The following is a 21,364-nucleotide window of genomic DNA, read 5'->3' as shown; positions in this document are numbered from 1 at the left end:
CTTCCGGCCATTCTTTTTGCGTCTTTAACTATTTATGAATGCCTTCTTTCTATGCTTTTGGAAAATGAAGAGGGCTAAAATGTCAGTAACAGAAGCAAAACAATTTACCTGCAACGGTCAATGCGATGATCTGGAGCAGTTTCCCATCACCATGGCCTTTCAGCCCGTAGTCAATGTTGAAACACAAACCATTCACGGATATGAGGCCCTGGTCCGGGGCTTAAACGGTGAAAGCGCCTACCAGGTTTTGTCGTCTGTCACGGAAGACAACATGTATGCCTTCGATCAGAGCTGCCGGGTCAAAGCCATCGAGATTGCAGCCCGGCTGGGTCTGAAGAAGCGGCTGAACATCAACTTCATGCCCAATGCCGTTTATCATCCAACAGCTTGCCTGCAAAAAACCATTAAGGCCGCCGCGGAACATAATTTCCCGTCCAACCTCATTACCTTTGAATTTACCGAGGTGGAAAATGTCCAGGATACGAACCACCTTAAGAACATTATCGAGACCTATCGACGCAATGGTTACCTGACAGCTTTGGACGACTTTGGCGCCGGCTATGCAGGGCTAGGGCTCTTGGCCGATTTCCAGCCGGACAAAATCAAGATCGACCGGCATATAGTCTCTGGTTGCGACGAAAGTGAAGCCCGTCAAGCGATCCTCAAAGGTATCCTGCAGATCGCAAACTCGCTGGATATTCGGGTCGTTTGCGAAGGCATTGAGACAGCAGCGGAATACAAATACCTGAAGGGACTTGGTGTTGAGTACATGCAAGGGTATCTGTTTGCCAAACCTCAGCTGGAAAGATTGGTTCCAGAAAGTGAAATTTACTGGCCAGACTGACGCCCTGGTCCTGGCCCGCTTTTTTTGATGTCCGGTTTTCCCATTTCCTGTATATTAGGGATACCGGCACAAGAGTCTGAAATGGTTGATTTTAAATGACTTTTTACCACCATCGTCAAAAGGTTACTCCCTAGGACACCAAAAATAATTATGGGTGTGATCCGTAATCGAATGAAATGAATGGGTAAGGATGGGCCATCAGTTTTATTTTGATCGAGAGGCAGGCGCCTTCTTCGTTAAATATGGCGAAGTCCTGAACAAGGACATCATTATCGGCGCGTCAAAAGAGATTAACGCATTGCCAGATATCTGGCCCGGCATTCCGGTTCATGTGGATTTCCGGGACTGTAAAATCATAAATCTCAGCAGTGATGACACTCGGGAAATTGCAGAATTTATGGCCAAGCATAATGACCGGCGGGGCCAGTTCAAAATTGCCCAACTGGTCTCCTCCAAGCTGATGTTTGGAACTTCCCGAATGACCTCCGCGACCATCGATCAGGCGATGATTGAGATTGGTATTTTCGAAGACCCCAAACAATCCCTGGAATATATCGGACTGCCAGCCGACTATCAGCTTCCCTTCTGAAAACGGGCTTATCGGTTTTTGCTGACCATCTCTACCCGGTTGCGGCCTTTTTCCTTAGCAAGGTAAAGCTGGGTATCGGCGACCTTCAAGGCTTCATCAATATCCGTGGCATCTGCTTTTGTAAAAGCAATCCCGATACTCATGCTGATCCTGAGATCAGGCTGATCGCTGAGTTGCAGGGTTGCAACCGCTTTTCGGATCCGCTCTGCGACACGATAGGCGGCATCAGGATCTGTATCAGACAATACAGCCGCAAACTCTTCACCGCCAAGACGGGCAACGATATCATAAGGGCGAATACTGGCCCCCAAAGTCTCCGCCACCAAGACAAGTAGCTTATCCCCTGCATCGTGGCCAAAATCGTCATTAACCTGCTTGAAATAATCAATATCCATCATCAACACCGGCAGGCCCCGGCGTTTATGCGCGGAAAGGGACAGCATCTGCAGCGACCGTTCATAAAAGGCGCTTCTGTTGGCCAGCCCCGTAAGTGCGTCGGTAGTCGCCGCTGCCTGCAGCTCCAATTCAGCTTTTCGCCGTTCCGTAATATCCGTGTAAGTGATGACCCAGCGTCCCGCTGGTGTGAAACGAACGAAATTCTCGATCACCCGGCCACTGGCAAGATTGATGAAACTGGTAAACTCGGTTTGACCTTCTTCTACAAGCCGGGTTCGCTCCGCAATCACAGCATCTACATCCTCGGCTGTCACGCCATTCTCCATCAGGACAACCCGCAGGATATCCCGCAAATTAGGATGGGCCGCGACAAAATCTTCATCAATATCCCAAAATTCCAGGAACCGGCGGCTATAGAGCAGAATATTTAAATCCCGATCCCAAACAGCAAAGCCGTGGGCCATGTTTTCCATCGCGTCCTGCAAGATAGAGGCCTGCTCACCCGTTTCCGGTTGAAGAAGGGAAAAATGTGTGGAAGTAGAGGCCATAACCTGTATCGCTCTTGAACTCGGAACATAATCTGATCGACGCATAAATCGATCATTCTTTGCATTTTAGCGCGCAATGGATAAGAGAGGGTTAAGGAAAGCGGGTAAGGTGTGCCCTTTAAAAAACCAAAGGCCCCGAAGGGCCTTTGACACTGTGCTTAAAATCTTGAGCCTTACATGCGGTGCAGGGCGCAGATTTTGTTGCCAGAAGGATCACGGAGGTAGGCGAGATAAAGATCGCCTTTCGCACCTTCGCGAACACCTGGAGGATCTTCGCAAGTTGTCCCGCCGTTGGCGAGGCCAGCTTCGTGCCATTTGTCTGCCGCATCTGGCGAGGCTGCTGCAAAGCCGATGGTGCTGCCATTCCCGCAAGAGGCTGCTTTGCCATCAAGTGGTTTGGTCAAGGCAAAGGTACCTTCTTTGGTGAAGTAAAAAACGCGACCTTTCGGGTCTACGACGCCTGGCTTAATGCCAAGTGCGCCCAGAGTGGCATCGTAAAAAGCCTTGGCCTTTTCCAGATCATCCGCCCCCAGCATAATATGACTAAACATGTTACCTTCCTTTTTTGGTTCTTGCTTGTTTATTCGGCAGTCATACTAAACTGCTTAGGAAGGAAAGAGAAGCACCTAAGATCAAACATCCATAAGATTAGATCACGCTCATTCGACGAATACATTGGGTTTGGGATAGGCACAAACACCGTTCGTGCAGCAGGTCCGCCGCGAGCTTTTAAGCGAGATGGGCCCGCGAATTTTCCGGCCATCGGCAAACTCGGTGATCAAGGTGTCCTTGCGCCGGACAATCCGGGATAGCTCAGGCCTCTCCTGCCCGCTCGCATCTTTAAACGTTCCACAAAGCTGGGCATCCGGCCGGGTCAGGATATAGGCAACCCCAACCGTATACTGTCGGCCCTTGCCCTCCGCGGCAACAATGGACGCCGCGGCCAATAGCAGAAGATAGACAATCAAAACGACTGCCAGCGCCTGCACGCGGGTAATTGTCATCAAGTTAAGTGGAGCCAAGAGTTTCATCCGCTAACCCCATCTGGATAGGCGAAGTTGCACAGCCTTATATTAGCACAGTCAGAATTAGGGGGAAAGAATTTGATAATGCCAACTACAAGTTACGGCGACGATCAGCCAATTGCTTTGAAAGCGTCCGTCCAAGACAAAGTCGGAGTTTCAGGGGTTTGTGCGTCTCCACCCCCGGAATTTTTTTATTAAGGCAAAACCCGCCCAACACCTTGATATCCAGCATTTTGAGGAGGCCTGCCTTGAGAGCTCCATCCATTTTTTTTATTTGCGCGGAGGTTATACCACTCGGCTTTTCAGGTGCCTTTTCCCAAACAGCTTCTGCAAATTGATCCAGAGCAACATCGATGCCCTTTTCTTTTGGGGTTAAGAGTATCTTCAAAAGCCAATATTCTCGAACTTCGGGTAACTCATCTGAGGTCAACGCAATTGCCTTATCAGTTTCCTGTATAGCTTTTTCATACTGCCCAAGGAATATGTAAGCGTAGGCGCTAAAAAGATGCGCTTCTGGTGCATAATTCTCGTATTCAAGCGCATTGTCTGCATGACTTAAAACCTGCTCATACGCGCCTTTCCGAAGGGCTTCGTCAGCCTCCTTTAACGCCTTGGAGGCATCAGTCTTGCCCCACGCCATCAATTTAAAAATCACGAGAAGCACCAGGACAAATGATAACGCGACCAAGGTTCCGATCACCTTCTCGCGAAGGCGCAAGGCTTGAAGTCTTCTGAGAGCAGACTGTGACGACTGAAACCGGGCGCCCGCCATTGGCACTCGTTCAACGCCCTCATCATAATTCTCTCCGGACATACCTTCTCCAATAGCACACGCGCTTACCACTACCTAAAGTTTAAATATTTTCGATTTTTAAACAATAATTAATTGTGACCGTCCCATTTGCCAGTCGCAATCACTCAACGCCTGAAAACGGGGCTATCCTGACCGAAGTGAATAACATTATCCCATTCCGGATAGGTTTCTTTGGCGGGATACGCGCATCGACCCATCCTTGGGGAGCTGCTGGATTTGGAAAGGTAAAGACGACTTGGCCTGAAATGGAATTTGCCTGTTTCTGATTTCCAAAAGTGTTTGAGCGTGTTCATGAGGGTCTGCATGGTTGGTCTCCGTTCGGGCTTGAATTCACCCAGCATAGGCAACTGGAGATTTGATCGTGAGATGCAGATCTTCTAATATAGGGGCAAATTGACCACTTGAGTGATGACTTATGGCAAATCCCCTATCCGTCCTGATCATGGCCACACCAGAGACCAGCGCGTCCAGTGTGTCCGGGCTATATGAAACCCTGAAGGCTGCTGGGCAGGATTGGGAAATGCTGGTCAGTGGGGAGCCTGCGGCCCCGCTCTTTGACCTGAAACTGGTCGGACCGAGTACTGAGCCATTCTCCTGCGGGAGCGGAATGATGATTGCACCAGATGTCACCTTTGAGACAGCAGCGCAAAGTGATCTGATCATTGTGCCGGGCCTGAACCTGTCCCCTTATGAGCGGATTGATCCAAAAGACCATCCAGGCCTTGCGTGGCTGAAAAGCAAAAGCCAGACCAACACCCGCGTTGTTTCAGCCTGTAGCGGGGCTGTTTATCTTGCCGAAATTGGCCTGCTCGATGGGCTTGAGGCAACAACCCATTGGGCTTTTGAAAACCTGTTCAAAAAATTCTATCCAAAGGTTCGACTGCGTCTTGATTTGGGCCTCTGTTTTCGATCCGCGGAACAGGGGGTTGTAACGTCAGGCGGCAGCACAGGATGGCAGGAACTGGCCCTTTTCCTGATCAGCAACTATGGCAGTTTGCAACAATCGTCCCGCGCTGCGAAGATCTGGTTAATGGCGGACCGGGGGGAGTTGCAAGCCCCTTATCACTCAATGATCCGGACCGCGCCCCATGATGACCAGATTATCGAAAACGCCCAAATCTGGATCGCTGATCATTATGCCGTGGACAATCCAGTCGCCGAGATGGTGGAAAATGCCAAACTGCCTGCCACCACCTTTGCCCGCCGGTTTCGAAAGGCAACAGGCAGAAGCCCCATGGAATATATCCAGTCAGTCCGGATTGAAGAAGCCCGGCAACTGTTGGAGACAACGGATCTTTCCATCACTGACATTGGTGAACAGGTCGGCTATATGGACACCCCTTCCTTTCGGCGGCTCTTTAAACGGAAAACGGGCCTGACACCAGCTGAACATAGACGCATGTTCGGCACCTCTCGTTTTGCAAGATATCGCTAAACGCGACTTCCCCTGAAATTGACCAAACCAAACAAAAAATGGCGGGGTTTTGGGCCCCGCCATTCTTGATACTCCTTAAAAAGGGTCTCTCAGATTACTTGTCCAAGGACACCACTTCTCCGATTGGGACAGGGCGCTGGCCGTCAAATTTGACCGGCATCATGCCTTCAATTGGATAGAAGTCTGTCGCGCTGGTTTTAATCTTCACGCCCGGCAGGAACATGTCGATTTCAAAATCCAGATTAGCAGCTTCTTTCATGATGTTTTCGCGGGTCAGGTTATCACCAGCCTGCTTCAGCACCTGCACCAGTGTCTGGGCGTTCAAATACCCGTAGACGTTAAAGGTGTTCAGCATATCGCCTTCTGGGTAATATTCCTTCATCCAGGCAGCCCATTTTTTATAGGCTTCGGTTTCCTGAGTTTCAGGGGCTGTTGGATCCATGTAATACTGCAAAGAAATGATATCCTTGGAGTTTTCAAGACCAGCTGGCTTGTAAACCGCACCCACTGAGTTGGAGACGGAGTTGTTCAGGAATACAGGATACCATTCCAGTTCCCGGACTTTCTTGATCGCTTGCGCCGCAAATTTTGGTGTTGCCACGTTAAAGAACACGTTAGCGCCACTGTCTTTGAGCTTGATGATCTGGGAGTTAATGGTTGGATCTGTTACCTCGTAGCTTTCTTCGGCCACGATCAGTTTATCCGCCATGTCACCCAGCTCGTCTTTCATGCCGTGCACATAGTCTTTGCCGTAGTCGTCATTCTGATAAAGAATGCCGATCTTGGCGTCTTTCACATTATCCAGCACGTAGCGGGCAAAAAGTTTCCCCTCGGTCTGGTAACTTGGCTGCCAGCCCATGGTCCATGGGAATTTATCTGGCTGACCCCATTTGGTGGCCCCTGTCGCGACAAAGAGCTGAGGCACCTTTTTGTGGTTCAGATACGCATGAACCGCGGAGTTGGTTGGGGTTCCAAGGCCTTCATACATCAGCAGAACACCTTCCTGCTCGACCAGTTTCCGGGTCTGTTCCTTGGTTTTTGGTGGGCTGTAACCATCATCGAGTGAGATAAACTCAATCTTACGGCCGTTGATCCCGCCTTCCGCATTGATTTTGGCGAAATAAGCGGCAGAGGCCTTGCCGATAGTGCCATAAGCAGCAGCTGGGCCACTATAGGGCATGGTATTGCCAATTTTAATGGACGTGTCGGTGACACCTGGTCCATACATTTTGTCGGCGGACGCTGACTGTGTGGACAGGCTGAGGCCTGCCGCCGCAATCAGAGTCATTGCCAGTTTTTTCCCGGTTAGCATGTTTTCCTCCTGTTATCTGCTTGATTAAAGTGAGCTTCTCCTCACTGATGCAATTGTGGGCCCGCCTCTATCTTCGAAGGCGCGCCAACAACAGATTTACCAAGCCCGCAAAACCTGAGGGCATGACGTAAATGACAAGAATTAGTATGACCCCGAACACCGCATAGGACAGTCCGGTAGAAATCTGTTCGGCAAAGTTCGGCACCAGCAGAATGAACATTCCGCCAAAGATAGCGCCCCAGATGGTTCCTGTTCCGCCGACCACAAGGCCGATAAAGAGCAGGATCGAGAGCTGGAACGTAAAACTGTCCGGTGCGACAAATTCCACGATAATCGCCCCCAATGCCCCGGCAACACCTGTGTAAAAGGCACTCACACCGAAGGTCAGAGATTTGTAAAGGGACGTGTTTATACCCATGGAGCGGGCCGCAATCGGGTTATCGCGAATGGCCATCATGGCCCGGCCAGAGCGGCTGTTGATCAGGTTCCATGCCACCCAGAACAACAGGAGCATGATGCCAAAGGCAATCAGGTACCACCACTGATCCATACTGATCGGCAGGAATTCCGGCACGCTTGGGCGGAACAGATCCATTCCCTGCACCCCACCGGTTAATCCTTCCAGATGGGAGGATTTGAGGATTTGCGGAACTGCCACCGCAAGGGCAAATGTCGCCAGCGCCAGATAGAGCCCCTCCAGCCTGAGGGCCGGAAGCCCAAAGAGAAAACCCGCCACAAAGCAGACAACCCCACCAAGCGGAATGGTCACATAAACGGGGAAATCCAGATGGTTGACCAGAACCGCCGCCGTGTAGGCGCCGATCGCATAAAAGGCACTATGACCTAAGGAGAACTGCCCGTTAAACCCGGTGAGCAGATTAAGCCCCAAAATCGCGATGGCATAGATAACCACCATAGTCGCCTGAAAGACCGTATAGCCATCCAGTACAAAGGGGACAACCAACCCAATGGCAATGAACAGGGCCACCCATTTCACATTAATCTTGCGACCCTCCAGCAGGCTTTTGTCTGCCGGTTTTTCCATATTGACGTTTACATCTGTAGTCATGACATTACACCCGGGTCACAATTGATTTTCCGAACAGACCGTTCGGCTTGAACAGGAGAACCGTGACGATCAGGACAAGAGCCACTGTCAGTTTCAGTTCACTTCCGATTGCTGGCAGATAGGTTCCGGCCAGGTTCTCGATAATTCCAACGAGAAAGCCCCCTGCCACGGCACCGCCAGGATTGGAGATACCGCCCACAATAGCCGCGGCAAATCCATAAAGCAGGATACCGAGCATCATGTTCGGATCGAGGAACACGATCGGGGCAATCATCATCCCCGCAACCGCACCAATGGCTGCAGCAAGTCCCCAGCCCAGTGCCAGCATCCAACTCACCCGAATACCAACCAGTTCGGCACTATCCGGATTGGCCGCTGCCGCCTGCATGGCCATGCCGATGCGCGTATAGCGGAAGAAGCAGAAGATGCAGAGCAACATAATCAGCGTGACAAAGAACATGCCCACCTCATGCATTCCGATGAGCCCCTGGAAAGAGCCTTCAGGGAAAGGAGATGGGAAGGTCTTGATGGTGTGATCCCAAATGGCGCCCGCCATACTGTTGAAGATGGCCAAAAGCCCAATAAACACAATAATATGACTGAGAACCGGTGCGTTATGCAGGGGCTTGAATATCACCCGCTCAATGGTGACACCGGCAACAAAGGAAATGACAATGGTCAGGAAAAAGGCGAGCCAGTAAGGCACACCCACTGCAATCATGCTCCAGCAGATATAAGTGCTGAACATGGCCATTTCGCCCTGGGCGAAGTTGAAGTGATCGATGGCCTGGTAAATCATCACCACAGCCAGCGCCAGACAGGCATAAATCGAGCCGTTAGCCAGTCCCGTCAGGATTTGTTGTAAAAAAAGATCCATAGCGTTTTTCCTAGTATCCCAAGTAGGACCGCCGGACGGTCTCATTTTCCAAAATTGAATCCGCCGTGCCGGAAAGGACGATACTCCCTGTCTCCAGCAAGTAGGCATGGTCAGCCAGATCAAGTGCAAGGGAGGCGTTCTGCTCGACGAGCAACATGCTGACCCCTTCCTCCGCGTTGATCCGTCTCAGGATTTCAAACAATTCAGCGACAATCAGCGGGGCAAGACCGAAAGACGGCTCATCCAGCAACAAGAGTCGTGGCCGCAGCATTAGCGCCCGGCCAACGGCCAGCATTTGCGCTTCACCGCCACTCAAGGTTCCGGCCTGCTGATTGCGGCGCTGCTTGAGGATCGGGAAATAGCTGTAAACCCGCTCCATATCCTCGGCGATGCCGGCCTTGTCATTGCGGGTATAAGCACCAAGCGTCAGATTTTCCTGCGCGGAAAGACGAACAAATGTCCCCCGCCCTTCCGGCACATGGGCAACACCGCAGCGGGTAATATCCGCCGCACGGGTTCCCGCAAGTTCCTGACCCGCAAGCTTGATGGATCCTTTCAAGGAAACCATGCCGCTGATGGCCCGTAATGTTGTGGTTTTGCCGGCCCCGTTCGCGCCCAGAATGGTGGTCACGCCGCCCTGTTCCAGGTTAAAATCAAGACCGTTCAGGACCTTGGATTGCCCATAGGAGGCCTCCAGCCCTTTGACTTCCAGTAAACTACTCATTTGCCTGTCCCAAGATATGCTTCGATAACGTCTGGATGCTGCTGGATAACGCTGGGCGGTCCTTCCGCCAGTTTGCGTCCCAGGCTCATGGCAACCACCGTGTCGGACACCTCCATGACAAGGCCCATGTGATGTTCAACCAAAAGGACAGTCACGCCATACTCGTTGCGGATTTTATGAATGGTGGCGATCAGATCCGACAGCTCATTGTGATTAAGCCCGCCCGCGGGTTCATCCATCAATAAAAGCTTTGGCTTGCTCAGCAGCGCCCGGGCAATTTCCAGCCGCTTCTTCACCCCAAATGGCAAGTCACTGATCCGTTGCTGGGCCGTATCTTGAAGCCCCAGAAAGCTAAGAACCTCCAACGCCTGCTCCCGTAGACGCCGTTCCTCCCGCCGGGTCCAGGGCAAATGCAGGGCATTGCTGATGTAATCGGTTTTTCCGGTGCTGTGACCGCCAATCATGATGTTGTCGAGAACCGTTAGATTGGCAAAAAGGGCCAGGTTCTGAAAGGTCCGACCAACGCCGAGGGAACACATATTGTGAACCGGCTCATTCAGGATGGAGTGATCCTCTAAAAGGATGTCCCCTGCATTGACGTTGTAGAGCCGGCTAATGCAGTTAAACAGGGTGGTTTTACCAGCCCCGTTAGGCCCGATCAGACCAACGATATGACCCGCCTCGATATCAAAGGAAACCCCGTCAAGCGCGATGATGCCGCCAAAATTCACGCTAACATCCCGGACACTCAATAAGGGCCGCGCGCGCCCGCTCTCGGGCACGACTTTGCTCGCTAGATTATTATTCAAACACTACCATTGGCTACACAGGCCACAAGATGCATATTCTTGCTTTTTATAGAATTACGCCCCTTGGCACCTGAGTGCCCCTCCCATAAAACGTATTCTTAATTTATTGTTCCCTAATTCTGACAAACTTGAACCCATTTGAACAGGGGGAAATAATATTTTTCTAAGAATAAATATGATGTAATTAAATTTCACCAACCACACATTTTATGAAATTAATTTAAAAACAACCAGTTAGGATTAGATCGCAGGGTTTGAGCAGGTACGCCTCATCCTCATGGTATTCCCCTATCTTAAAACATGAATACACACTCAAAATGTGAATAGATTTCACCACTTCACACGTGTGTTTGTGGAAATCCACATCTGAAAACACTTTCACAAATCATATACTCATTATATTATAATAATCGCAAAAGGGGGAGTGGGGGCGACGCTGTTGCAAAAAGAAGAATTGGCAATACGGTCGGGCTGCTGAGAGCCTGAACGGCGGGACCGCATGAGCAAAGATATGTGAGGACAAATCCGAGTGACTACAAACAACGCGAGTTTTGAGACACTAGCCAAACTGTGTAAAGACGGCTACCTGACAGAAGGAGATCAGCGCGGTAGCCTATTGCAATATATGCCCGACTGCCCGTCTAGAATTGGGTATGAGTTTTGGTTGTCACTGTGTAATGGCAACAAAATCCCCAAGGAAAAAGACTTGAGGCCCGAGGCAATACCACCCATCTGCTTCGAGCATATCGGCTTTTTCGAAGTCATTGATGGCGGGGCCGATTTTATGGCGAAAATCTTTGGTGAAAAAGTTTCGGACTGGCAGGTTCTAAAAACCAAGGAATTGGTCTCTACCATGTCCGAGCGGGTCCAGGTTTCCTCTATCCTAACTCGGTTCCGGGATGTGGTCGAACATCGCTTTGCCGCACTTGATGTCTATGAATTCGTTCATGTCCAAGGCTTCAAACGGCATCTGCTCGGCCTCGTTTGCCCGCTTGCCAACGAGGCGGGCGAGGTCACCAAACTCTTCGCCGTCGGATCGCCATTTGAGTTGGGTAAGGATTAAGGGTTCGACCTTCCGCTAGGGGACAATTTCCACATTTGCCCAGTTATTGCCATGGGCCTTCAGGAATTTGGCGAGGGCCTTGCTGCGTTTCTGATAACCCTCAACATCATTGTCCCATCGGTCCTTTGCAGACTTGTGGATTGCCCCAGCGACATCGCGCGTAATCTTGTCCCTGAGCAGATAAATACCTTTGCGCTCGGCATGGATTTTAGAACCATGATCAGGGTCTATCCAGGTGTTGATTTGATCTTCAAACTCAAGATCAAAGCTTTCTGCTTCCCCCTTCATCCACTTGCAGGCCGCATCGCTCAACCCATGTACCTTATAGCCGCCGCCCACATCCGAATGAACGCCAGGGAACCACACCTCTTTGAGGTCTATGGTGGAGTTGGGCTTTAAATCAAAGCGGGTGACCTGGAAATCCTCCCGATCCTCATCGATCGACATCGCATGCCGCAAGTGCCGAATAATGCCGCTTGGAGAGGTGTCATGAAACAGGAATTCCTTCTTGCCAAGTGTTCCCCAGAAAGGAACCGGGATCCCCAAGGCGCCAACCGTATCCCACGCCCCCACAAATTTGACCGGGGTCTTATTTGCGACAGAATAATCCGCCCGAAATTGCTTGGCCATATCTTCGTCTGGATGGCTGGATTTGGTGCGCTTACGGTACAAAGCATAAGCTTCGGGAATTCGGATCGCGTGCTCGCGCTTTAGCAGTCCGCAATTGCGAATAAAGCCGGTCAGAGAGCGAACCGTATAGGCGCCCCGGCTGAAGCCGAAGAAAAAAAGCTCATCCCCCGGATCGTAATTATGAACAATGAAGCGGTAGCAATCCTGGATATTTTTGTCGATCCCTTCGCCTGACACACCGCCCATCAGCTTCTTGCGATCCGTCCCAACACCCCAGTCATAGAAGACGACCTGTTTGCTCCCATCATCCGCGACAGGCTTTACGCTTCTGGCCATCATCAAGACATTGGTCACACCCTCTTCTTCTGGTGAATTCCATGTGCCGTCAGCAAAGACTACAATCCGTTTCATCTTCCCCTCCCCCAAGGTTCCAGACTAGGTCCAATTTACATTAGAAACATATTATAAGTTGAGTTCGCAATGAAAACAACTCCACTTGGGGTTATTTTTGTTTCTTGGGACATAAATAGACCGACAACAATCGGGCTTATTCTAGGTGGCCCTTCCTAGTCAAAGAAGGTTGTCGAGAATACCACAGCTCCTCAGCTAAATCTCCAATACGGTTTAATATTTATTAGTAATATACTAAATAATTGATTTTTAATGTTTCGGCCTCGGCAGTGTTTTTTTTCAACAGTTAGATTTTTATGACCGTGGGAGAGAATATTGAGCTCTAATAATCTCAGACGAGAGTATGAAAAAGCCTTAGCATTTTTTTAAAAATCTTAGTGATGGGATGTGTGTTGTTTCCTCGGATGGCAAAGTTGTAGAAGTCAGTAATCGGTTTTGTGAGATGCTGGGTTATTCGAGTGACGAGTTAATTGGATCACAGCCAGTATTATGGGATGAGGCTTTAACTGAAAAAGAGATTGAGTCGTTAATCGAAAAAATTCTGGTAGGTGGGCAGCGAGTTGAATTTCAGACGGTTCATAAAAAGAAAGACGGCACGACATTCATCGCTTCTGTAAGTGCGGCACCATTTCATTTTGAGGACGAACATCTCATCATTTGCTTAACCCGAGATATCTCAGAACAACAGCGGTTGCATACGGCACTGATTGAAAGTGAGGGCAAGTATCGCTCACTCTTCAATAACATGATGGATGAGGTTCACTTCTGGGAAGTGGTCCGGGACGAAACTGGTGAGATCAGGAACTGGCGACTGATAGACATAAACCCTGCCGCTGTAAAATCTTGGGAGATGGAACGGGAAGACGTGATTGGCAAAACAGCTGACGTTATCTTCTCTCCCGAGGCGGTCAAACTCTTCATGCCCATGGTCAATCGAATATTTAAAACTGGCAAGCCTTATTCCTGGACGACTTATTTTCCCGACCTGGACCAACATCTGCAAATGACAAGTATCCCCTTGGGCGAATATTTTATCTCAACAGGATGGGATATTACCTGGGTGAAAAAACAGCAAGAAGAGGCCGAGTTGGCGAGCCAGGTAAAATCAGAGTTTCTCGCGACCATGAGCCATGAACTGCGAACTCCGTTGAACGCGATCCTGGGTTACTCGCAAATGTTACAAATAGGCGTATACGGGTCATTAAACAGAAAACAAGCGGAAGTCATCGAGAATATCTTGAACGGTGGCAATCATTTATCGCGGCTTGTGGACGACGTTCTGGACCTAGCACGCATCGAGTCTAACCAGTTGCAGCTAAAACTCGAAGATTTTGATGCAAGTGAAACAATCGAAGAATGTGTTCAATGGGTCCATAAAAAATGTATAAGCCGCAATATTCGCATAGACGTCTCACTTGAAGATCGCCAAAAACATGCCGTTAGAAGCGACAAAGTTCGCTTAGCTCAGGTCCTGTCTAATCTGTTATCCAATGCAGAGCGCTATAACATCGACGGCGGCATGATTGAGGTCAAGGCAGAGTTGTTAGAAAATGGGTATTTACGTCTTGCGGTCAAAGATACCGGGATCGGCATCCAACCGGAAAACCGAAATCGGATTTTCGATCTATTTGATCGCGGCATTGATAATCCTGAAGTCGCTGGAGGAGGAAGCGGCATAGGTCTCGCAGTTTCTAAAAGCATCATAGAAAGGCTCGGAGGTTGGATCGACTATAAGAGCGAGATTGGCATCGGAAGCGAATTCTGGATTGCAGTACCGTTGGCCGCGAATAAGGACGCCTTGATTTGGACCGATGATTTGCGTGTTGGTGTTGATGAGATTGACCAAGACCATCAGCAAATCTTCGTTTTAATCAATCGGGCGTCACGCCTAAGTCTGGAGAAAGGCCAAGTCGCTGAGATCATTGAGCAAATGATCGCTTACACTCGATACCATTTTAAGCGTGAAGAAGTCATCATGCAGATTGCCGGATATCCCGATATAGACAATCACTTAAACGGTCATCGCAAGCTGGAAGAACAAGTCGACGAGCTCGCCAAGTCTTGGCGGGACCAACCGACCCCCGAAACTTTACATAAGTTGCAACATTTTCTTCGCGATTGGTGGCGCAGTCACATATTAGCGCGGGACATCAGCATCGCTAATCATGCAGATGGTAAACAAAGAGAAATCAAGGAAGCACTTCTCGCCCGGCGGCTCAATCGGTTCCCAAATACAGTTTCCGTAAGGGAAAACACTCTTAAGAGAGTACCTCCAGATCCCGAATTTAACGCCTGAGGCGAGGTTCAGTAACAGACCCAGATCGCTCGGATTAATAAAAACACTAAAAACTTAAAACACAAAAACCGATTTATACATCAAGACGACAGTTGGCAGCTTCGGGGCGAGCTGCCCCCCCGGATGTGCGGATTGTATTTCCGACTAAAAACCTCCCTTTCCCTCAAAGGAAACAGGCATTGCCAGATGAGGTCCCTTTTTCAAAATATCCTATACTTCTGAAACTGACGCGAATATGAATGAGGGAACAAGTTTTGAAAATAGCGTCAAAAACCCTCGCGAGTTAAACCGTTCACGATGACTAAGTCGACATCCCACCATTGCCCAGCGCCGCTCGGCGGAAACATAGTTGCCTGCGGGGGTATCAAGCCGTGCTGACATTTGCCGTTGCAGTTTTTTTCCTGTTGATTACGCCGGGGCCTGGGGTTCTCACGACCGCAGGTGTTGGGGCCGCGTTTGGCCGCAAGGCAGGATTGCAGTATGTTTCAGGATTATGCGTCGGCAATGCGCTTGTCGGGCTTGCCGTGGTCACAGGGTTGGCGGCCATCATCTTCGCCGTTCCCTGGGTCCGAACCATTCTCCTGGTCCTGTCGGCGCTGTATCTGTCCTATCTGGCGTTCCGGATTGCCACAGCGGGATCAAAAATCGCCTTTATTGAAGCGGACAGCCAACCCGGCTTCTTTTCCGGCGTCACCCTGCAGGCCATAAACCCCAAAGCCTACGCGGTGAATACGGCCCTCTTTTCCGGATTTGCCATCCTGCCGGATGCGTTATTGATGGAGACCGTGATCAAGTTCGGGATCCTCAACGCAATCTGGATCCCCATTCATCTGTTGTGGCTGGCCGCAGGGATTTATGTCGAGCGCATGGAGCTCGCGCCCCACATCCAGTTTCGGGTCAATATGATGATGGCCTGCTCCTTGATGGTGGTTGTCGTTCTGGCTATTTATTCGTTGCTTTAAGGGTTATTCTGACGTTTTTTGTGGTTAGTAAAGCAAGTGTTGGGCAGGTATAGATCCTGAGCAGCAAACAGCGTCGCCCAGAGCTGCATGTCTTCATATTCTTTTCACAGAAGAAAAAGGTGGTAGTTTCGGTACGGACTTGAACCCTGAGACGCCGATTTTAACAGGATTTCATTTATACGTTAAAACAACAAGAGCACCAAACCGCGCAATTTAGAATATCAAAAATACACTGTTGTGGGAAACTCCTGCGTATCCCTAAACTCCAAATTCGCATAAGGAACTGCAAGCCCAGACGGAATATCTACCCAGGTATTTTCTTTATCGGGCCAAAATAAGCGATATTCGTTTTGCCATTTATCTTCTATTGATTTTGTAAATGGATCCCTTGAAATCCCATGTACATAGTTACATGGTCCTTGGTTACTCTGATCCCCTACAGCGTTATCCAACACCTTCTTTAATGCATCAATATCTAAAATCTTGACGCAATAATGTTTTTTGAATTTCAGGGCAGTTGGTACTGAATAGCGGTTTGAGCAGCAGAAGACGAGACCATCCCACGTCTCGACTCTACCAACATGCATTCTTTCTATAATCCCCTCAAAAGGGGAGTATGTATTCTCAAATGTACAATTTTCGATTAGAACTTTTTTAGCTTTCAAATTTAAGGGCCCAACTGAGACTCTATTACCATCCCTAACGACAGGATTTCTTATGCTTTGGCTTACTTCGATTCCTTGAATTGTAAGGCCTTCATCCAGAGTTTGAGTTCCATGCCTTTCTTGTTCATAGTAGGTACTAGCTACCTTCAGGGGAATTGAACCGCCATTTACCCAAGTGGTCGCATGCGCACCCTCCGACAAATGTAAATATTTCTCCAAATTCCACCCCCTCAAGTTTCAAATTCTATCCAATATTTTTTCGCCGCAAAGCTCGCCATCGCCACACATTTAAATAATCTTATACAATAATTTTTCGATAAACAAATAGGATGGAATTGCTTTTTGAGGGACGAAACCTTAAGTGATTTCTTGAATAAGAGGGCAGCACAGAGAACTACCTAGAGTGAAAAAGATACCAACCTGAAAAGGTGAACACAAAAATATCAAAAAATTGTATTCAATCCATTAGGAAAAATTGGTAGCGGAGGAGGGACTTGAACCCCCGACACGCGGATTATGATTCCGATTGGTTCCCGCTAAAATTTTGACATATCAAGTATATTTTTAAATTTAGCGCGGGGTAGGTTCTGATCAATCTGGTCACGAAACCAAGTACGTATTTCCTGCATTTTTCGCAAATAACTGTCTTTTTGCTCTCTTTCAATTTCAGACAAGTCTTCACCTGCAAACGCTCTAGCTCGCAGAGGCTCCCTCAGATTTTGGTTGATGAAAAAATCAGTCGATTGTTCCGAAATTTCTTTAATATAATCTATTTGTTCTTCATCAAGAATGAACTCAAGTTGTCTACAAAGAAAGTTAGCCTGTCTCACTGCATCTTCATTTGGTTTTCCTTCACGCAAAAAGCAGTCAAAGCAATGTATAACCGCTTGGTACACTTCCATTCGCTTTTCGAATAAAGCCTCATCACGTTTCGCAAAAAACAATCTTCGGCTAAGTCGATGAGTTCTAAATTGAAGCAAAAACTGCGAAACTGTAAAAACTGCAATTGTAGCAGAGGATACAGCCATTACGTAATCAGTTACGCTAGCGTTCTCAGCATCCAAAAAATCCAATAACGACAATATGACAACAGCAAAAATCGCAATAACTGCTATTGTTTCAGCTTTCCCGAACACCGTTTCTTGATCAAAATTGGACACACTATCTCCTAAACTATTCTCAATAATGCAAACTATTATTACTAACTATGCAGCCCACAAATCCTGTTCCATCTTGGCCATTAACTCAACGTCCTCTGAAGGGTCATGGAAAAGATGTCCATACACATCATACGTCATATTAATAGATGAATGCCCTAGTATAGATTGAATTTTTTTAGGGGACCAGCTTTGCTCAATATAGAGGGAAGCAGCGGCATGCCGGAGACAATGGAAACTGAATTTCGGCTTACTATTTGCTTTTGTGATCTTGCATTTTCTCATCAACGGATTAAACACCCTATTCGTGATGTTTGAGAGCGTTTCGACGTTCCCTGCCCCATTTGGAAAGACCAATCGTAATTCACCCCCAGGACAGCGCTGACGCCATTCTAATAGTGTTTCACATACCTTGGGTGTCATTGGTATGTCACGGCGCCCAGCACGGCTCTTAGGGTTCCCCATCTCGTTATAACGATCCGCGCGCTGACGTACTTTGATCACCCGATTTTCAAAATCTATGTGATCCCAGGTCAAACCTCGGAGCTCGCTTGCGCGCATACCCGTCAGAATCGCTGTAACTATTAGAGGCTTGTGACGTTCCGGAGCTTTCTCAATCAAGGCTTTGATCTCTGCTTTTGTGGGGATGATCTTTTCAGCTTCATTGCGACGAGAACGAGGTAGCCTTATGTCATTGGCCAGATTAACCTCAATCATGTCTCGAGAGACAGCTTCAGCAAGTATTGCCTTTAGGCTCGCAAGTACCTTCTTCGTCATCGCGAGGGAGTTCTTCTCAAGCATCTCATCAATGAACTCTTGTAGCTGAGAGCGCTTCAATTCATTGAGCCGCAGATCCCCGATCTTCGGCTCAATATGATGATCAAAATGCCCTTGATAAGATCGAATAGTCGCGCGTTCTAATCCACGTAACCGGCATCGTTTCAACCATATCTCCGCGGCATCTCTTATTGTATGTTCCTGTGTAGTCATTGAAACCTCTTTCCTCACAATTTCGTATTCAATGACAACATTCTAGGACGAGCGGAAATTGGTGTCGGGCTCTTTCCCGGCCCGATCAAGATTAGTTCTGGCTGGTGTCCAGACGGACACAAGGCTTATCATTTTTTTGTATAAAATCCGCGTATACACTGATTTTATACATCTGCAAACAAGAATCGAAGATCGCAGAAATCTGGCCTTTTTAGCCCGACAGACAAGACCTAAGATGCTATAATTGCATGTATAAAACAGATAGAGAATTTGAGAGAATTACAAACAAAGATAGCCAAAATGAAAACATTGAAGCTCAAAACAACAAAGCAAAAAAATGAATAATTTGAGTTACATCCGTTCACACCTCAACTGCTCCTTAACACCGTCCTTTAGTGACTATAAAATTTTTTAGGATTAAGAGCTTTGCTCCTTGGAAAAAAGAAGAGTGCTGGGCGTTAAGTACTAAACCGATTTACAGAAACACAACAAACTCACACCTCTCATCAGTATATGAGGTCCAATTATTCCTACGACATGTAAACCCCTTACCTCCCGCCCCTTCGATCCTGGAACAGCACCGATCGTTCCCAGGCAATGGAGACATATTAAAGAGAAAGACAGGTTATGGTTTTATGCTGCCGCACTCAACTCAATGGGAAGCCCTGTCACGTTCACAGTACACTTCACTCAGGACATCCACCGGCGCATGGACAGTCAAACATCGATTAAGCACTACATTGCCCAGAGGTTTAGAAGACAGTTTCCCAAAGTTCCTTATTTCTTTGTCATCGAACTCAATAAGGGGACTTCCAGAAAGCATATACATGGTGCATTACATGGAGGATCCCTCTCAGAAGAGGAAATTCGAACTGGTCTTCAAAAAATTAGTGGCGACAAGAGGAAACTGAAAGGGTTTACTGCGGAGTTTTTCTATGACCGGAAAGCCACTCATACGGATAAACCAAACTGGGATCTTGGGTTTCAAGGGAAAAATGGAATTGCGGGCTGGTCTCAGTATTGCGCAAAGGAAACTAAAAAGACGCAATCCATTCTTTGCACTGATAATTCTCTGATTTCATGCTCACAAAGCTTAAATCGAGAGGCAAAGCGCATTTATACAATCAACCACGTAATTTGAATATTTTCAATAAACGCTGGGCAACTTGAGAAGAAATAATTTAGATTGCTAGCTATCTTCACAAGTAAGGCATTCGCCGGAAGTCAGCCCCAGTGTCAAACAAAGCAATATCATTTTTCTACGCCAGGAGACGCCCTGAAAGGCAGTTTTGGAACCAGCCAATAATGTATCCTGGAACTAAATTTCAGAATATAACGCACCAATACTATAGGTTAAAGCACGATTTGCAGCCTGCACAGAGGTCCTATTTCAAATACTCTTCTGGTAAAACGCATAATTTTTTTAATGATCAAGAGTTCAAAGAAGCTCTATGTGAAGCTGAGAAAAGTAACAGCTTATTGCTGATACATGATATTTTCTCGCTTCTGTGGCTTATGAAAAGTGATGAAAATGAAATTGAAAATGTGTTGGGCGTATTGTTTAGCGATAAGGTTGAAATAATAGATACACTTTATGGGATACCAATAAGGATACCACCTGAAACAATTTTTACCCCACTAAATTACAGAATCAAAATGGAAGAAGGTTACAGAAGATGGCTGGGGAAGCAAAGCCACCTCACACATGAAAACGACACGACCAAAGCATCATCAGTTGCAGCCAGTTGGGCCAGATATACTCGAAGCATTTTAAAACCAAAAATTGAGGCGGTTATCGCTGAACTAAAAAAGGCTAAAAAACCGTCGATACAAACAATCGCTGATGAACTAAATGCACGGGGAATAAGAACCCAAAATGGTAGGGTCTGGTCGCGAGGCAATTTAGCTCACACACTTAAAAAGCTAGAAATCGACCATATGAATTGAGAACTAAAAGCTTACGAAATGTAAAAATGTCTCGAAATGTCTCACTTTGTCACGGCTATTTCGGCTTTTTTCATTTGCATGCTCCTCACATGCGTCCGCTATCAAAGCGAAGTCCTAGGAATAAACAGGGATGCTTTAGGGGCATGGCTCCAGAGTTTTAAGAGACACCAATCGGATCCTTACAGTACCAGTCCACCATATATTTCGACACTCTAGATATAAGGATTACATCTCAATATCTTTTGGTCACAGCCCAAGGACCTTTGATTATTTTTCAAACCTTATAGATAGAAACCAAAGTAAGTCACGAGTGACTTAAGTTATTGTTTTTGTTTATTTTTTTAATCTTTCCTCTATAATCTCGACAATGAACTGGAGGTCAGATCAATGCAATTTCGAATACTAGATTTTCTCATTTGCTCATTTCGAGCTCATCCATTTGAAATAGTGGTTTTCTCCCTAATCATCGTCTTATTGGGCTTGATGTTGCTCATGATTACAGCCATTCCAGGCGATGACTGGCGATACCTACTTGAGTTCATTAAGTTCTTATCTTCTTTTATGGTGGGAAGGCTGATTTTTCTACTCGCACGTTAGAAGTCCTAGTCGGCAAATATAGACATCCCATGCCGCTAGATTTAGGGAATATACAAAATCTCAGTTGAGAAAGTGGCGCATAGAAGAAGCAAATTAAGAGCATAGAAGCAAATAGAACGGCTTACGCTTAAAGCATAAACCGCCCTATTAGTTACATTTTGTGGACTAAATCCTTGTTAACGGAAAGCCCAACTTTTCCAGAGT

At 47.7% G+C, this 21,364-nt stretch carries 21 protein-coding genes and 1 pseudogene; 9 read left to right on the top strand and 13 right to left on the bottom strand.

The window, feature by feature from the left end; genetic code table 11:
• Positions 1-79: 79 nt before the first annotated feature.
• Complete coding sequence (locus HH301_RS07790) at positions 80-844, top strand: EAL domain-containing protein (RefSeq protein WP_169568198.1); 765 nt, start codon at positions 80-82, stop codon at positions 842-844.
• 190 nt (positions 845-1,034) lie between these two features.
• The gene (locus HH301_RS07785) at positions 1,035-1,433 is read left to right on the top strand and encodes a hypothetical protein (RefSeq protein ID WP_169568196.1); all 399 of its coding nucleotides are present in this window, start codon (positions 1,035-1,037) and stop codon (positions 1,431-1,433) included.
• A gap of 8 nt (positions 1,434-1,441) precedes the next feature.
• Here HH301_RS07785 and HH301_RS07780 read toward each other — a convergent pair whose 3' ends face one another.
• From HH301_RS07780 to HH301_RS07765, 4 genes are all read right to left on the bottom strand, one after another.
• Entirely contained in the window at positions 1,442-2,377 is a 936-nt protein-coding gene (locus HH301_RS07780) for a GGDEF domain-containing protein (RefSeq protein ID WP_169568194.1), read from the bottom strand.
• A 173-nt stretch (positions 2,378-2,550) separates the two neighbouring features.
• The gene (locus tag HH301_RS07775; RefSeq protein ID WP_169568192.1) at positions 2,551-2,928 is read right to left on the bottom strand and encodes a VOC family protein; all 378 of its coding nucleotides are present in this window, start codon (positions 2,926-2,928) and stop codon (positions 2,551-2,553) included.
• Between the two features lie 108 nt (positions 2,929-3,036).
• Entirely contained in the window at positions 3,037-3,408 is a 372-nt protein-coding gene (locus HH301_RS07770; protein ID WP_169568190.1) for a hypothetical protein, read from the bottom strand.
• A gap of 85 nt (positions 3,409-3,493) precedes the next feature.
• The gene (locus HH301_RS07765; RefSeq protein WP_169568188.1) at positions 3,494-4,216 is read right to left on the bottom strand and encodes a tetratricopeptide repeat protein; all 723 of its coding nucleotides are present in this window, start codon (positions 4,214-4,216) and stop codon (positions 3,494-3,496) included.
• Positions 4,217-4,631: 415 nt separating this feature from the next.
• Between HH301_RS07765 and HH301_RS07755 the strand changes: the two genes are divergently transcribed.
• Positions 4,632-5,651, top strand: a complete 1,020-nt coding sequence (locus HH301_RS07755) for a GlxA family transcriptional regulator (RefSeq protein ID WP_169568184.1) — start codon at positions 4,632-4,634, stop codon at positions 5,649-5,651.
• 94 nt (positions 5,652-5,745) lie between these two features.
• Here the strand turns inward: HH301_RS07755 and HH301_RS07750 are convergent, their stop codons facing one another.
• The 5 genes from HH301_RS07750 to HH301_RS07730 all read right to left on the bottom strand — a co-directional run bounded on the left by HH301_RS07750 (position 5,746) and on the right by HH301_RS07730 (position 10,415).
• Positions 5,746-6,963 (bottom strand): ABC transporter substrate-binding protein, encoded by a 1,218-nt coding sequence (locus HH301_RS07750; protein ID WP_169568182.1) that lies wholly within the window; start codon positions 6,961-6,963, stop codon positions 5,746-5,748.
• A 67-nt stretch (positions 6,964-7,030) separates the two neighbouring features.
• The gene (locus tag HH301_RS07745; RefSeq protein WP_169568180.1) at positions 7,031-8,032 is read right to left on the bottom strand and encodes a branched-chain amino acid ABC transporter permease; all 1,002 of its coding nucleotides are present in this window, start codon (positions 8,030-8,032) and stop codon (positions 7,031-7,033) included.
• Positions 8,033-8,036: 4 nt separating this feature from the next.
• On the bottom strand, positions 8,037-8,909 hold the full coding sequence (locus HH301_RS07740; RefSeq protein WP_169568178.1) for a branched-chain amino acid ABC transporter permease: 873 nt from the start codon (positions 8,907-8,909) through the stop codon (positions 8,037-8,039).
• Between the two features lie 10 nt (positions 8,910-8,919).
• Positions 8,920-9,633 (bottom strand): ABC transporter ATP-binding protein, encoded by a 714-nt coding sequence (locus HH301_RS07735; RefSeq protein ID WP_169568176.1) that lies wholly within the window; start codon positions 9,631-9,633, stop codon positions 8,920-8,922.
• Complete coding sequence (locus HH301_RS07730; RefSeq protein ID WP_169568174.1) at positions 9,630-10,415, bottom strand: ABC transporter ATP-binding protein; 786 nt, start codon at positions 10,413-10,415, stop codon at positions 9,630-9,632. Before HH301_RS07730 ends, HH301_RS07735 begins: the two co-directional genes overlap by 4 nt.
• Before the next feature lie 556 nt (positions 10,416-10,971).
• Here HH301_RS07730 and HH301_RS07725 point away from each other — a divergent pair.
• A complete protein-coding gene (locus HH301_RS07725) occupies positions 10,972-11,505 on the top strand; it encodes a hypothetical protein (RefSeq protein WP_169568172.1) in 534 nt (177 codons plus the stop codon).
• 15 nt (positions 11,506-11,520) lie between these two features.
• Here HH301_RS07725 and HH301_RS07720 read toward each other — a convergent pair whose 3' ends face one another.
• On the bottom strand, positions 11,521-12,546 hold the full coding sequence (locus tag HH301_RS07720; protein WP_169568170.1) for a DUF2235 domain-containing protein: 1,026 nt from the start codon (positions 12,544-12,546) through the stop codon (positions 11,521-11,523).
• Between the two features lie 373 nt (positions 12,547-12,919).
• Between HH301_RS07720 and HH301_RS17765 the strand changes: the two are divergent.
• The 3 genes and pseudogenes from HH301_RS17765 to HH301_RS07710 form a co-directional block, all read left to right on the top strand.
• Positions 12,920-13,237, top strand: a pseudogene (locus HH301_RS17765) (PAS domain-containing protein); the annotation flags it as partial.
• Positions 13,238-13,291: 54 nt separating this feature from the next.
• A complete protein-coding gene (locus tag HH301_RS07715) occupies positions 13,292-14,842 on the top strand; it encodes a bacteriohemerythrin (protein ID WP_338091380.1) in 1,551 nt (516 codons plus the stop codon).
• 371 nt (positions 14,843-15,213) lie between these two features.
• On the top strand, positions 15,214-15,804 hold the full coding sequence (locus HH301_RS07710) for a LysE family transporter (protein ID WP_169568166.1): 591 nt from the start codon (positions 15,214-15,216) through the stop codon (positions 15,802-15,804).
• Between the two features lie 221 nt (positions 15,805-16,025).
• Here the strand turns inward: HH301_RS07710 and HH301_RS07705 are convergent, their stop codons facing one another.
• From HH301_RS07705 to HH301_RS07695, 3 genes are all read right to left on the bottom strand, one after another.
• Entirely contained in the window at positions 16,026-16,688 is a 663-nt protein-coding gene (locus tag HH301_RS07705) for a hypothetical protein (protein WP_169568165.1), read from the bottom strand.
• A gap of 317 nt (positions 16,689-17,005) precedes the next feature.
• Positions 17,006-17,629, bottom strand: coding sequence for a hypothetical protein (locus HH301_RS07700; RefSeq protein ID WP_169568163.1), 624 nt, complete (start codon positions 17,627-17,629; stop codon positions 17,006-17,008).
• A gap of 45 nt (positions 17,630-17,674) precedes the next feature.
• A complete protein-coding gene (locus HH301_RS07695; protein ID WP_169568162.1) occupies positions 17,675-18,616 on the bottom strand; it encodes a tyrosine-type recombinase/integrase in 942 nt (313 codons plus the stop codon).
• Positions 18,617-19,325: 709 nt separating this feature from the next.
• Between HH301_RS07695 and HH301_RS07690 the strand changes: the two genes are divergently transcribed.
• Positions 19,326-19,757, top strand: a complete 432-nt coding sequence (locus HH301_RS07690) for a hypothetical protein (RefSeq protein WP_169568160.1) — start codon at positions 19,326-19,328, stop codon at positions 19,755-19,757.
• A gap of 92 nt (positions 19,758-19,849) precedes the next feature.
• Entirely contained in the window at positions 19,850-20,563 is a 714-nt protein-coding gene (locus HH301_RS07685) for a recombinase family protein (protein WP_169568158.1), read from the top strand.
• Positions 20,564-21,364: the final 801 nt, after the last annotated feature.

This window comes from Sneathiella limimaris (assembly GCF_012932565.1).
Classification (GTDB): domain Bacteria; phylum Pseudomonadota; class Alphaproteobacteria; order Sneathiellales; family Sneathiellaceae; genus Sneathiella; species Sneathiella limimaris.
The sequence above is the reverse complement of the archived record's forward strand: the minus strand, read 5'-3'. Positions and strand labels throughout refer to the sequence as shown.

Coding starts and splice junctions, on each gene's coding strand:
- HH301_RS07790 (WP_169568198.1), top strand. CDS start 80: ATGTCAGTAACAGAAGCAAAACAATTTACCTGCAACGGTCAATGCGAT.
- HH301_RS07785 (WP_169568196.1), top strand. CDS start 1,035: ATGGGCCATCAGTTTTATTTTGATCGAGAGGCAGGCGCCTTCTTCGTT.
- HH301_RS07780 (WP_169568194.1), bottom strand. CDS start 2,377: ATGGCCTCTACTTCCACACATTTTTCCCTTCTTCAACCGGAAACGGGT.
- HH301_RS07775 (WP_169568192.1), bottom strand. CDS start 2,928: ATGTTTAGTCATATTATGCTGGGGGCGGATGATCTGGAAAAGGCCAAG.
- HH301_RS07770 (WP_169568190.1), bottom strand. CDS start 3,408: ATGAAACTCTTGGCTCCACTTAACTTGATGACAATTACCCGCGTGCAG.
- HH301_RS07765 (WP_169568188.1), bottom strand. CDS start 4,216: ATGTCCGGAGAGAATTATGATGAGGGCGTTGAACGAGTGCCAATGGCG.
- HH301_RS07755 (WP_169568184.1), top strand. CDS start 4,632: ATGGCAAATCCCCTATCCGTCCTGATCATGGCCACACCAGAGACCAGC.
- HH301_RS07750 (WP_169568182.1), bottom strand. CDS start 6,963: ATGCTAACCGGGAAAAAACTGGCAATGACTCTGATTGCGGCGGCAGGC.
- HH301_RS07745 (WP_169568180.1), bottom strand. CDS start 8,032: ATGACTACAGATGTAAACGTCAATATGGAAAAACCGGCAGACAAAAGC.
- HH301_RS07740 (WP_169568178.1), bottom strand. CDS start 8,909: ATGGATCTTTTTTTACAACAAATCCTGACGGGACTGGCTAACGGCTCG.
- HH301_RS07735 (WP_169568176.1), bottom strand. CDS start 9,633: ATGAGTAGTTTACTGGAAGTCAAAGGGCTGGAGGCCTCCTATGGGCAA.
- HH301_RS07720 (WP_169568170.1), bottom strand. CDS start 12,546: ATGAAACGGATTGTAGTCTTTGCTGACGGCACATGGAATTCACCAGAA.
- HH301_RS07715 (WP_338091380.1), top strand. CDS start 13,292: ATGATGGATGAGGTTCACTTCTGGGAAGTGGTCCGGGACGAAACTGGT.
- HH301_RS07695 (WP_169568162.1), bottom strand. CDS start 18,616: ATGACTACACAGGAACATACAATAAGAGATGCCGCGGAGATATGGTTG.
- HH301_RS07690 (WP_169568160.1), top strand. CDS start 19,326: ATGGACAGTCAAACATCGATTAAGCACTACATTGCCCAGAGGTTTAGA.